The organism is Salmonella sp. 741265055_HSA (genome assembly GCF_046569525.1).
In the GTDB taxonomy this organism is placed as follows: Bacteria; Pseudomonadota; Gammaproteobacteria; order Enterobacterales; family Enterobacteriaceae; genus Salmonella; species Salmonella enterica.
Window position 1 is genome coordinate 1 of the sequence record NZ_JBKFSQ010000061.1, and the last position, 12,530, is coordinate 12,530.

Annotated in this window: 11 protein-coding genes and 1 pseudogene; all 12 read right to left on the reverse strand. The window is 53.8% G+C overall.

The window, feature by feature from the left end:
* Positions 1-476, reverse strand: a pseudogene (locus ACLD4K_RS21190) (type VI secretion system tip protein VgrG); the annotation flags it as partial.
* A gap of 374 nt (positions 477-850) precedes the next feature.
* Positions 851-1,690, reverse strand: a complete 840-nt coding sequence (locus ACLD4K_RS21195; protein ID WP_000654209.1) for a hypothetical protein — start codon at positions 1,688-1,690, stop codon at positions 851-853.
* Positions 1,687-2,469 carry a TagF domain-containing protein gene (locus tag ACLD4K_RS21200; RefSeq protein WP_411012459.1) on the reverse strand — a complete coding sequence of 261 codons (783 nt, stop codon included), beginning with the start codon at positions 2,467-2,469 and terminating at the stop codon, positions 1,687-1,689. The genes ACLD4K_RS21195 and ACLD4K_RS21200 overlap by 4 nt, the downstream gene beginning before the upstream one ends.
* Positions 2,469-6,338 (reverse strand): Type VI secretion protein IcmF, encoded by a 3,870-nt coding sequence (icmF, locus tag ACLD4K_RS21205; protein ID WP_411012460.1) that lies wholly within the window; start codon positions 6,336-6,338, stop codon positions 2,469-2,471. Before icmF ends, ACLD4K_RS21200 begins: the two co-directional genes overlap by 1 nt.
* 33 nt (positions 6,339-6,371) lie before the next feature.
* A complete protein-coding gene (gene sciR / locus ACLD4K_RS21210) occupies positions 6,372-6,803 on the reverse strand; it encodes a Shiga-like toxin A subunit SciR (RefSeq protein ID WP_369571175.1) in 432 nt (143 codons plus the stop codon).
* A gap of 202 nt (positions 6,804-7,005) precedes the next feature.
* Positions 7,006-7,779, reverse strand: a complete 774-nt coding sequence (locus ACLD4K_RS21215) for a Rap1a/Tai family immunity protein (RefSeq protein ID WP_411012461.1) — start codon at positions 7,777-7,779, stop codon at positions 7,006-7,008.
* Between the two features lies 1 nt (position 7,780).
* Positions 7,781-9,085 (reverse strand): type VI secretion system protein TssL, long form, encoded by a 1,305-nt coding sequence (gene tssL, locus ACLD4K_RS21220; protein ID WP_411012462.1) that lies wholly within the window; start codon positions 9,083-9,085, stop codon positions 7,781-7,783.
* Positions 9,082-10,425 (reverse strand): type VI secretion system baseplate subunit TssK, encoded by a 1,344-nt coding sequence (tssK, locus tag ACLD4K_RS21225; protein WP_000118732.1) that lies wholly within the window; start codon positions 10,423-10,425, stop codon positions 9,082-9,084. Before tssK ends, tssL begins: the two co-directional genes overlap by 4 nt.
* Before the next feature lie 3 nt (positions 10,426-10,428).
* Positions 10,429-10,965: a type VI secretion system lipoprotein TssJ gene (gene tssJ / locus ACLD4K_RS21230; protein ID WP_183059605.1), complete on the reverse strand. Its 537-nt coding sequence runs from the start codon at positions 10,963-10,965 to the stop codon at positions 10,429-10,431.
* A 66-nt stretch (positions 10,966-11,031) separates the two neighbouring features.
* A complete protein-coding gene (locus ACLD4K_RS21235) occupies positions 11,032-11,517 on the reverse strand; it encodes an Hcp family type VI secretion system effector (RefSeq protein ID WP_411012463.1) in 486 nt (161 codons plus the stop codon).
* 142 nt (positions 11,518-11,659) lie between these two features.
* Positions 11,660-11,992: a type VI secretion system amidase immunity protein Tai4 gene (locus tag ACLD4K_RS21240; RefSeq protein ID WP_350389827.1), complete on the reverse strand. Its 333-nt coding sequence runs from the start codon at positions 11,990-11,992 to the stop codon at positions 11,660-11,662.
* 35 nt (positions 11,993-12,027) lie between these two features.
* The gene (locus ACLD4K_RS21245; RefSeq protein ID WP_411012464.1) at positions 12,028-12,468 is read right to left on the reverse strand and encodes a type VI secretion system amidase effector protein Tae4; all 441 of its coding nucleotides are present in this window, start codon (positions 12,466-12,468) and stop codon (positions 12,028-12,030) included.
* Positions 12,469-12,530 lie beyond the last annotated feature (62 nt).

The window sequence follows — 12,530 nt, forward strand, 5'->3', positions numbered from 1 at the left end:
AGCGGCAGGTTGGCTGCGGGGGAGACATAGCCCAGATTCAGGGTGTCGGGCGTTTTTAGCTGTACGATGTAGGTAAACAAGCTACCGAGAGCTTCCGAGCCGTTCAGACTGGAAAACAGCAGCATCTGCGGTGGAACTGCGCTGCCGCTGACCGTCACGTTATGTGCGCCCGGCCCGCTGGTTGCACCAGAAATTAGTGCCGATATCACATCCTGCGCCGCGCCCGCCGCGCCCGCCGCGCCCGCCGCTGCCGCAGCCTGTGCCGCCGCAGCCACCGCTGCTTTCACCAACCCCGACGGTTCAGGCAGGTCGCCCATCAGAGATCCCAGCGCCTGTTCCACTGCCGCTTCTGCGGCTCCCGCCACGCTTCCGGCAACCGAACCTGCTGTAGTTCCACTGTTTTCACCTGTTATCGGCGGCGTGGTTGTCGTCAGCCCCCCCATACCGGATTTATTATTTGTGGATACAAAACTCATGGTATTTGCTCCTTTAATACTAAATTTAAGCGCAATATCTGGCAGTCGGAAATAACATTCCACTGGCACAAACATATTTTAAAAAGCACAAAAAAGCGCTTACGTTTCAAAAAAAATGCAATGCTTATCTTATTTTTTTGAAAGCCAGCAAAATAAGTGGCATACAAATTAAAAAACCCACAACTGAAACAATGAACACATAATTATGATCCGATAAGAGTTGTCTGGCAAACCATACACACTGGGACGAACTAAAATCCCCTCCCATGCTCATCGTTTCCGAGTAATTCACTGCAAATATAATATTAAAATAAAAAACAACAATATAATAAATGGCAGAGATAAATAAAATAATCCCCCAGCGTATCCAGAATTTATTTGTCATTGTATGAACTCCCCAGAGAACCGCCAGATGTACCACCAGAATATGGCGACGAGGTACCTGATGAAGCAGAACTTTTTGCTCCCACCCCCATCAGTACAGCGCTCAATCCCTGTGCTGCTCCACTTTTATCACCAATATTAGGATATTGTTGCCTGAATTCACTGGTCATATTCATTACTGACATTGATGAAAAATCAGAACTTTTCTCAATAAGGTATTGTTGTAATGAGAAAGGGATCGTGAAATCTATCTCTGTGTCAACTGTTAACTGTGGCGAAGCAGATACCCCAAATGATGACTGTATAGAAGGTAATATATATTTTGTCTCAAATATTTTCGAACCAGAATATTTAATCCCCTCAACGGAGTGTGTCGTACAATTATTTCCGGTTACATCATAAATATCAATTGTACGCCCCCGCAACTTTACCCTGTCCGTCATTGATTTTGTAGGAACAGGTGGTTTTGCTGCATTCCACAATTTTTCAAAAAATTCACGAACCAATATCGGATTAGCATCATTTATTTCAAACACATGTGCTTCCATCTGATATAGCTCATAACGATAATAAGATCGGGCATCTTCATCTTCAAAGAAGTTTAAAATACCATCTCCGACAGTCGCACTAGAGCCAGTCCTTCCATACCGCCCGTAAGTGTACAAATAAACAGAATTATCCATATGTACAGAGACAAAAGCATGACCCGCACCTGTGGTTTCAACCCACAAAAATACACCGTTTAACAACAAATTATCTTCTGGCTTACAGGTTGCAGCGAAACTATTTTGTTCTTGCGTGTTCAGTGCTGTCTGCCATAAGTCTTTCACTCTTCCCTCCTGTTATTCCCCACCAGTCGCAGCGCATCCACATACCGCCCTTCACTGTTCTGCTGCCAGAACCAGCCTTGCCCCGGTCTTGCCTGCCCCAGAGTCTTACCCGGCCAGCCCGGCCACGGCAGATAACGCACGCCCGGCAGTTCCACTACCGGTGCTTCATCCGCCAGCCCGGTCAGTTCCCGGCTGCGCTGCGATGTACGTCGTAACCCACGCAGCCACTGCGCCCACCACGGCCCCGGCTGCCACATCGCCCATAGCTGGTCCACCTGCTCCGTCAGCCGTCCGCGACGCATTGTGTCCGGCGAGATATGCTGCGCCGTCAGCCGCGCCAGCCAGTACAGCCAGCCCTGTATCTCCGGCAGACTTTCCTCCAGCCACTCCCGACCGCAGCGCTGGTAAATCACCAGCGGCCACGGGCGTCCCACGCTGTCACGCGATGCCATCAGCACCCCGGTCAGCCAGTCAGTCGTCCCACCCATCGGCAAAAATCCCGGCGACATCACAAAGCTCCACGGCAGCGGATGGTGTTCCGGCGCGGGCATAGCGTGTTCGCCACGCGGCGACAGATGCATCCAGCCGTCACGCTCTTCATCGGTCGTCTGGCCTTCCGGCAACACGATATGCCGCCCGCTGCCCACCCATGTCTGGCGGTTCAGCCAGTCCTGCCATATTCGTCCCTCTTCAGCGCCCACCCGCCAGCGCACATAGTCGCGCTGGTCCGGCAGCCTGCCGAACATCGCCGGGGCTGATACCACCGCTGGCCGGCGCATTACAACGCCCTCGCCGGACAACTGAAGTTCTGCAACAGCTCCCGGCTGACCGGGTTAAAATCCCGCCCGGCGGTGATTTCCAGCACTACCCGGCGACCGTCAAAATCATATTCCACCAGTTGGCGCCCCCGCACCGCCGTTTCCTGTACCTTTCCGGCGTCCAGCAGATGAAACAGCGCCCACGGCCCGCCGGTCAGTAGCGTTGAGGTGTCCTGGCGAATACGCGGGCTGGCGGTGATTTCCGCCATCGAGCCGTTGCGCGGTCCCGGCCACGTCACTTTCAGGGGCCGGTCCGGGCCATGGGCGTAGCGCAGCACCTGGCCGTCGATATCAATCACCAGTTCCGTGATGGCCGGGTCCATATCCACCACACTAATCTGCATCGACCAGGAAAATTTTTTCCCGCCCTCGCTGTTAAAAAACACGCTGCGGATCTGCTTCGCCTGCTGAAACGGCGTTAAATCCGGCCCCTGCAACGTCATGTTGCCTTCGGTCGGTTTGTAGCGCCACGGGTCGCTGGCGGTATCCACCAGCGGAGCCAGTTGTTTGCTCCAGAAGGCATCCAGTACGCCGCCGCTGGCGAAGATGCGGTTAAAGTCCTCGGCGCTGACCTCCTGCGGACTGTCGGCGAACGGATAGCGCCCGTCGATGGCGTCACGGCAGTCGTCGCCCATCATCGCCTCCATCTGGGTGTTCAGCACATCGCCGGTCCCGGCGTTGATTTTGCGCGTTCCCTGCTTCGTCAGATCCAGCAGGATGTTTTTCAGCGGTGCGGGCAGTTTCGCCGCCTCCAGTTGCAACTTGTCTGCGGCAGTAATGCGCGCTGGCAACGTCCCCGCCGCCAGCGCGCTGTCAGCAATGGTCAGTTGGGTGTAATACTCGTTGAGCATGGTCAGCAGCGAAGCGATCTGCATCGTCCCACCGCCGCTCTGTCCGCCGTCCGTCCGCCCGCCAATGACCTCGCGCAGCGCGGCGAAACGGTCATCTACCAGCGTTTTTTCCAGCCGCTCTTCCGGGTGAATATCCTGGAACAGTTTTGCCGTCTGTACCACTTTCCCCGCGTTACCGGACGCGCGCTGCGCCAGCTGTTTCTGTCTGGCCTGCGGGTCCGGCGGCGGCACCAGCGTGGTCTGCTCCACCACCGCTTTTCCCAGCCGCATCAGCGGTGAGTCCGGCGACGCCAGGGTGCGCAGCACCTGTAAATCATAGGCCAGGCCGGAACTGCCCTCTTCCCCGGCACTGTTGATACTATGGATACTGTCCAGAAAATCCTGCCAGCGGCGGGCATATTCCGTCAGGTACAAACGGCGGACTTCGCGGGCGACAGACTGCTCCTGCCCCGGTATCTGGCTGCGCAGGCTGTCAGTCAGCTTTTTTGGCGTACTCTCCCGGCCCATCACCCAGCCATCGTTCGCCGTCGCCGCCGCCACAAATTCCGGTAATCGTTTGTCGAACAGCTCCCGGTAACCTTCACGGGTAAAAATACCCGGCACGCCCCGATCCAGCGGCGCGCCGTTGCTACGCACAAACACCGTTCCCGCATCCGCGCCGACGGCGCGTACCAGCGTAAACTCCTGCGGCGCTTCGCTCTCCATTGCCGCCAGCGCCCGCGCATAGATACGCTCGGTACTGGTGTGACCGTCGAGGAATGCCCGCGCCTGGCGGATCAGCGCCTCATCTTTCTCATACGGTGAATGCACCACCCGGCTGCCGTCAAACAGCGCTTCGATATGCGTCAGCACGGCGGCGCGCCCGCCAAACCCGGCCACGCTGTCGCTGTTCCCCAGATCGTTAATCACCCACGACTGGATCTCCGCCGCGTTGTATTTATCTTCGTGATCTTTATCCAGATTCAGTAGCAGATAGATGCGCAGGGCATCATACGCCGCTTTACTGTCCTGACGGGCAATGGCGTCCGCCAGCACATACTCCATCCGTTTCACCAGCGGCGGCAGCAGCAGTTGATCCAGCAGACGGTTGTACAGCGACGCCACGCTGTCGGTTACCGGCGGTACGCTGTACAGGCCGTAGCGCCAGGTCAGCGGCGGCGCGTCCGGGTCCAGTTCCGGCCAGGCGGACAGTTCCCTTGCGCTGTCCAGCAGTGCCGGGACGGGAGCCATCGCCGGTTTACCGGTGTAGGCTTTCACTTCACCATCCAGCCGGGTCGCGCGGGCGCTGATTTCATTCAGATAGTCGCCGTTGGTCTGCTGGCTGGTCTGCATCCCCTGCCACAACAGGAATGCCAGCACCAGTACCAGCAGGTGCCCGCCGAGGCGCAGCAGGCGGTAACGCCAGGCCCACTGGAGGTTTGGCTCTACCAGGTGCGCTTCACGGAAAATAAACTGTGTCAGCAGGTCATGCAGGAAGTAGCTGCGGTTGCCGTCCGGCAGAGCGTGCGGGAGAGAGGCGGAGGATTCGCCACGGGCGGTTTTTATCGCCCGGACAAAGCGCTGCCAGATACTCAACTGGTCGGCCACGGCGTCGGCCTGCGCCTGCGCGGCGCTGGTGAAAAACACCCCGCGCAGCGTGTTATTCAGTTGCGTGGCATCGAATTTTGAATCGAGGAAGATCTGTTCAATAGCCTCCAGCAACGGCTCGCCGAGGGCGGCGAACTCACGCGGGAAGGTATACAACCGCTGGCGGCTTTTAAGGTCGTACTCTTCCTGTAACCGGGTATCCAGTCCCTGATCCAACCGCAGCGTCAGGCGCGCCAGCTCCTGCGCGCAGGCGGCGTGCAGCGCCTGCGGGTCGCCCACTTTTCGCCTGCGGCTGTACGGCAACGTGAAGCCCCAGATTTGTGCGCGAAGATGGCTGGTCAGCGTGCGAAAATACTCGCTGAACCCCGGCAACAAATCCATTTTGGTGACCACCAGATAGACCGGAAAGCGAATCCCCAGGGTCTCGCGCAGTTCTGCCAGTCGCGCCCGCAGAGCAGCGCAGGCCGCCAGGCGTTCCGCCGGTGACTGTGCGGTTAAATCCGCCACGTTTAGCGTCAGGATCACGCCGTTAAGCGGCGCGCCGGGGCGATGTTTACGCAGCAGGCCGAGAAAGCCCTGCCACTCTCCGGCGTTACGCTGCGCGGCGCTCGCTTCGCCGCCGTCATCGTGGCGGGCGTAGCGTCCGGCGGTGTCAATCAGTACCGCTTCGTTGGTAAACCACCAGTCGCAGTGTAGCGTGCCGCCACCCGGTACTGTCAGGATGCGCGAGGTCTGCTCCATTTGCTCCGCCAGCGGGAACTGCAATCCGGTGTTCAGCAGGGCCGTGGTTTTGCCATCGCCGGGACTGCCGACCACCATGAACCACGGCAGCTCATACAGAAAGCGTTTTCCCTCGAAGATTTTACGCCAGCCGGGCATGTCCACCCGCAACTGCCGCAGCTGCCGGATGGCCTGCGTGACAATATGGTTGACGGTGCGCAGGTCGGCTTTGATCTCGCCAGCCACCGGTACCTCTTCCCCGCGCGGATGCAGGAAGCGACGCAGCAGTTGTTCATCCATACGCAGCGCACGCCACAGCCGGTACAGGCCGTACAGCGCGTACATCAGCAGGATGAAACCAATCAGGGTCAGGCGGACCCACAGCGGCGCAAACGGATGGACATCGCCCAGGGCCAGCAGCGGTGTGACGAAGCCAATCGCCAGGCACAGGACACTGATGCCGATAATGCTCATCGACCAGTTGACCAGCCACAGTACCAGCAGCATCAGCAACAGGGCAATGGTCACTACCCGGCTACCCACGGAGGCCAGCGGGCGCAGGGTATCAAATGACACCAGCGGCCCGACAAACCAGACCAGCAGCGCCAGAACCAGAACGCCCACAACCGCCAGCGCGCGCCGGGAAAAAAGCAGACTAAGAAATTTTTGCATTATATTTCGACTCGCCACCCAATAATCAATATTTTAAAATTCCCTGGATAAAGTAATATAACCATTAAATCTTACAGAACACTCATCAGCATTCATGAAGCTGGATGCAATGAAAATATCTTTTTCTTTATCTTTGTTAATATAGGTATATTTTGCCACGATAGATTTAACCTGATTTTCATAGTAACTATCGAAATAGGATTTTTTATCTAATATTGCCACTTTATTTTTGGCCTTATCTTTTTCATAATCCATCCTGGCCAGAGATTCTGCATAGACCTTAGATACAGGCGAGATATCAAGAATCTCTACCTTTGTTTTATCCTTTATAATAGTAGCGACATCTATATTCAGGTCATTTTTTATGGCATCAAATAATGATGACTCCATTGATGCTCCAACCGTAGCACACCCATAATCCTGCGCATAAGAAATGGCAGGAATACCCACCAACAGACAGACCATCACCTTAAACATATCAATCCCTTACCACCAAGACCTTACCACCAAGACTTTATCTGAACTGGCAGCGATAACATTATCACAGGGTATACCTGTCACACTTCAGGCTACATGTGCGCTGGCTTTACTCGCTCACCCCGGTCACTAACTAATGTACGCTCCCGGGGATTCATTCCCTTGCCGCCTTGATGCAACTTGAATGATTTTATATCTTACAGGGATACTCTATTAATTTATTTATGATAAGCTCAGCCGCTCGAGAATTCAGTTCTTCACTGGTTTTATTTTTAAGAGAAACATAGACTAATTCATTTAATGTTAGCGTCTTAAATAAAGCGTATCCACACCACAGTTTGTTCTCCGTTGCATCCTCCACGCCGAGCAGATAGACACCCGCCCTGAGTTTATCCCGTTGATTACCAGACACCCAAAATTTAAAAAAGTCATTACCTGAAAGATTAAGCGCATCCGGAGTCAGGGATAAAATGGGGGATGACCGGGAAGCAATTTTTATGGAGGGGTCTGTCCTCTGACAGGGAAAATTTTTAACTAATGCTTCCTCTATTAGTATTGAAGCCCTTACATCAGGCTTTGTCACCGCGTGCTGTTCAAGCCAGGTCAGCACAGTATGGTTTATTGTTATACTGTCAACCTGACCATATCCACACCAGGCTTTACCTTCTGTAGCATCCGCCACCCCCAGCATATACATCAGTGTATTGTCTTTTTTCTGTACGTTGTCAGTGGCATAAAATTTCAGGAAATCCTGAGTGCTGAGGTTGACATTATCGGGGGAAATGAATCCTGCGTTAATCGGGGATCCGGCAAAAGCGCCACCGGGTAACAGGCAACATAAGATGATCAAAAAAACACGAACAGATCGTTTTATGTGATATGTCGCTGAGATCCGATAATAATCCCCCGTCACGCCACATACTGGCGAATGATGAGACACATCATAGGTTGATTTTTTCATCAATTTATTCCACCACCAGAATTTCCACCCGACGGTTTTTCGCCCGCCCGGCTTTACTGCCGTTATCCGCCACCGGCACCGTATCGCCCTTGCCAACGATATGTACCCGTCCGACAGGTACGCCGCCGGAGGTCAGCAATGCCGCAACTTCCGCCGCCCGTTTTTCCGACAGCACCAGGTTGGATGGAAATTCAGCCGAATGAATGGGCTGGCTATCAGTGTGACCCGTTACAGTGACTGCGCCGCCCACGCGGGCGATTTCCCGCGCCGCTTTGTTAATCACTGGCCGGATTGCGTCACTCACCGTTTTCTGTCCCGGTACAAACATGGCGTCGCCACGGAAGACCACCCTACTGTGCTGGTCATCTTCGTCCACGGTCAGCAGACCACGAGCGATTTCGTTCGCCAGCAGGATTTTCAGCCGCAGCTTATGAACCGGCACGGGCGGCGGCGGCAGTTTTATACCAATCGCATCAATATGCTGTTGTACGGCAACGGTCTGCACATCCATCCGGTGGCTGTAAAGACCAAACAGCGTCAGCATCGCCAGCAGGACGACCCCGGCACTCAGCCAGACCGGCACCCGGCGCATCCGTCGCAGTCGTCCGCTTATCGCCCCCTGAAAGTCAGGCGAGAGCGCGGGCATAACCGGATCGCGACGCTGTGAAAGCTGTGTCAGCAATTGCTGGCGAATATTGTCCAGTTGCTTACGCCCGTCTGGCTGCACGCTGTAGCGCCCTTCAAATCCCAGCCCCAGCAGGTGGTAGATAACCTCCAGTACGTTGCCATGCTCCTGGAAACTGGCCGCCAGACGCCCGATGATCTGGAAAAGTTTTATCCCGCCTTCGCTTTCACCATGAAATGTTACCAGCAGGCTTTTTCCGGCCCAGACGCCGCGCCGTCCCCAGGTTGTGTTATTGGCGGCTTCATCAAGCGCCGTACACAGGCAGTAACGTACCGCCAGTACGTGCTCGCGCCGCAGGTTCGCCTGATCGCATAATGTCTGGTACAGATGCATCTCGCGTACCAGCAGATTACGGTAAGGCTCTACCAGGGCCGCATCCAGCTTAGCGGGCATGGCTGCGAGAGCGCACAATAAAGGCCGGGCAGCGGCGAGCAACGGGTTAGCCGCCGCGCTGATTTCAGCCAGCTGGAGTTTGCTGTCCGGACCGTCTTCAACGATGACATTGAGTTCCGTGCGCTGGCTGGTGTGTACCGGCGTTTCATATTCACTGTCCTTATGCTCCGGCGTGGTGGACAAAAAGGACATCATGTCTGCCGCTGGCGGCGTCAGGGTACTGTCTGTCATTTATCGCGCACTCCCCACAGTTCTGTCTCCAGCCCCGGAAATTCCCCGGCGGTATGCATGGCCATCCCGCCGTAACGGGCAATGTGTTCCCACAATGCTCCCTCGCGGCGGATGTCGTAATAGATGTATCCGGCCTGAAATGGGATTTGGCGCGGTGGTACAGGCAGAACCTGCAAAGCCAGCCCCGGCAGATGCGAGCGGATCAGTTCCGGCAGGCGATCGGATGGCCCGATTTTGGTCTGGGCGGCAAAATGTTGCAGTAGCACATCGGTCGGCATTGAAGCCTTTATCGCCAGCACCAGCGTGCTGAAATCGGCCAGATCGGAAGGGGCCACCACCGCATTCAGGATGCCGTAAGTCCCCTCTTTCAGTTCGATGCGCTGCGCGCCCCGGATCAGTACCGCATTCAGCAGGAACTGCACCTCATCGACCAGTGATTTCAACCCGGCATAGGGCGTCAGGTGTTTGTACTCTTTGTATTCAGCGGGCCGTCGCGTTTGTGGACGCACATAGGTGGAGAGTTCCCCGGCCAGTTCGGACAGGTAGCGATACAACACTTCCGGGGCCAGCGGGGTTTTCGCCAGGTGAGTCAGCAGCGGCTCAAAGCGATTGAGAATTTGCAGCAGCAGGTAATCGGAGACCTCTGCTGCTTCATGGCCGTGGTTGTCGCTGCCGGTCAGCCGTTCCGCCAGCGAATCGGCCCGCATCCGGATGAGATCGTTGATCCACGACAGCCAGGTACACATCAGTGAACTGGCCTGATAATTAATGATGGGCGGGATCAGGTCGTGGTCGATATCTATCCGCCCGTCAGGGTTCAGCCCGGTGATGCGGGTCAGCGGCAGGCCAATCCAGGCGCCCGTCACCGCCTTTTCCGGCAGCAGCCGCAGACGCAGGTGACTAAGCTGTAATAACTGCGCGCCACGTCCCAGCGAGTTGGCGTCGCGGATGTCGTGTTCGTGTACCGAGAAACGCGCCAGTGATTCCGGGTTATTGTCAAACGTGGTTTCTTCGCTGTTCGGCGCGCGTACCGGTACCGCCAGACAAATCTGCTGATTCAGATGCTCCGGCAGGATGGTCAGCGGCGGCGGCAGCGGAGTGTGGTCCGGTGCGTTAAACGGCGTGCCGTCGGGAAAAATCCCTGATGCCTCTTTCAGTATCAGTTTACCGATGTTCAGCGCTTCGCCATCAATATTGTAGTGGCTGAATCCCCAGAAAAAGGGGGTCAGCGGCAGGCTGCGGTAATGCATGACGTGTTCCAGATAACGCTCTTGCTGCTGAAACATCTGCGGCAGTAAAAATTGTCCTTCACTCCAGACTACGCGGTCATTCCAGCTCATAATTCATTTATCCCGTTCCGTAATTACAATAGCGCTTTGTTCCAGTTCCGCATCCAACTGCACTTTTCCTTTCCCCGGTATGAAGTTGTTGTACCAGGCTTTTTCCGGGGCTTCCGGGATTTTGTAGGTTACCCGCCAGACCGATTTGGCCAGGTTACGGTATCCGGCCAGTACGCCGATTGCCGTGGTCTGCGCATTCAGCGGGCGACGCAGTTTTTTCTCTTCGCCGGGACGCAAAATAAAGCTGTCGCGACGCACTAAATCGTCGGTAAGGACGGATTTGTCGTTGTCATGGAGCGACCAGTAATCGGCTGTCGTGAAAGCGGCGTCATTTTTTAGTTCATAAACACGTATCTCAATGGGCGCGGCCTTCTTCTGATTGTCAGGATTCACCTTATCGGAGGCTTTCACGCTCAGGTCGAGTCGCTGTGATTCGAGGTCAGGTAACGCATCGCTACTGCCGCATCCGGAAAGCAGGAGCAGTGCAAAAGGCATAGCTACCGCACATAACCGCCGAGTGGGGTTACGCCATTTATTCACTATAAATTCCTTTAAAATCAAAATAATAAATCCGTCCAGATATAAATCTGGCCGGAAAAAAAACCGTTAAATTTCTTTGTTGGCCTTGAAGTCGTAGCCTGCGGTGATGGTGCCGCCGCTGCCGCCCTGCTGGTTCTGCACCACGTATTCCTGCTTCACGGTACTGAAGGAGAGCTCCACCGTTTCACGGGAGGCGATTTCACCATCGTGGCTGCCGCTCGGAGAAACCACGGCGACAATCAGGTCGGTGAAGGTATACTTGAGGTACTCCAGCGGATTGCCACCAGCCTTACGCATAACCAGAATGGCCTGCGGAATGTGCTTGCCGGAGGCGCAGTATTTGAACAGGTTCGGGCTGGCGCGATCGATGTAATGTTCAAATGAAAGATGAGTAACAGATACTTTACCGGAGCCGAGACCGCTACCGGCGTGCATGGTGGATTCCTGATGGATATTCCAGCGCCAGCTCAGTACTTCAATTTCATTTTTGTGTTTGTCATCCATCGACTCACCGTCGATGCCGTCAATTTTCAGAAAAATGTCATAAGACATATCTACTATCCTTTTAACTACCTAAATTAAGCCCTGATTTATCTGCTTTATTAGGTGAACAGATTAACTATTCCTGTACAGCTCTTTCTTACCCATAAATTCATCAGAGCAAGAGAACTTATGCTTTTAATATCTTTGAATTTTACTTCTCGACACGCCTTTCAATTAATTCATTTAATTCACTGTCGTGGATAAAATCTATGCACTTCATGGTATTAAAATCTGATGATATTGAGCCATTATATTTCAACCCTGAATATTTTTTCGCAATCTCATCAATTTCATGGTAAATCTCCACAGATTGTTTACCATATTCAAGGTAAGCACTGGCCGTAGCTCTGGCATCGTTTTTAACGACATCATCTTTGTATACTAATGCCAGACAATGACTCAGCGCCCAATTTTTTAAGAGTTCCGACTGTGAATATTGTGTGGTCAATGCTTCTTTTGCAAAGGATGGCTGCCATACCAACATTCCACTTATGCTGAAAGTAACTAATATTAACCATTTCACGATAGTATCCCCAGAATCCCAACTTCAGGAACAAATGGTCCATTATCTGGGTCATTTAATAAGTGGCACTGATCTGAACAGATACTGCCATTCCATAATGTAACGTGTCCTCTGGCATTGCTCCAGCCATGCCCTTTTACTACGATAATTCCTTTCTTCCCTATAAAGTCACTCTGTTTCGGATTATTAACAATAAGATCAGGCTTGCCCATAATATGAGTAAGATAATCCATCATATCATTCACGCGATAAATATATAATTTATTATCGGCACCACTAACCTTTGCATACGGAGAATTACGGGCTATTGGGAATCCTGTCGCATTCAAAACATAGCTCATTCGAATAGGGCAGGCATTTTGAAAATAACCACCAGTTATATTTTTCCCAACGTTTCCACCAATAATGCTACCCACATCAGCGACGGAATGATTCACCTTCCTAAGAGCCTATCCCATTAGGGCTATTTTACTTGCCATTTTGGTCCTGGGCAGTGCTC

Coding starts and splice junctions, on each gene's coding strand:
- ACLD4K_RS21200 (WP_411012459.1), bottom strand. CDS start 2,469: ATGCGCCGGCCAGCGGTGGTATCAGCCCCGGCGATGTTCGGCAGGCTG.
- icmF (WP_411012460.1), bottom strand. CDS start 6,338: ATGCAAAAATTTCTTAGTCTGCTTTTTTCCCGGCGCGCGCTGGCGGTT.
- sciR (WP_369571175.1), bottom strand. CDS start 6,803: ATGGTCTGTCTGTTGGTGGGTATTCCTGCCATTTCTTATGCGCAGGAT.
- tssL (WP_411012462.1), bottom strand. CDS start 9,085: ATGACAGACAGTACCCTGACGCCGCCAGCGGCAGACATGATGTCCTTT.
- tssK (WP_000118732.1), bottom strand. CDS start 10,425: ATGAGCTGGAATGACCGCGTAGTCTGGAGTGAAGGACAATTTTTACTG.
- ACLD4K_RS21235 (WP_411012463.1), bottom strand. CDS start 11,517: ATGTCTTATGACATTTTTCTGAAAATTGACGGCATCGACGGTGAGTCG.
- ACLD4K_RS21240 (WP_350389827.1), bottom strand. CDS start 11,992: ATGTTGGTATGGCAGCCATCCTTTGCAAAAGAAGCATTGACCACACAA.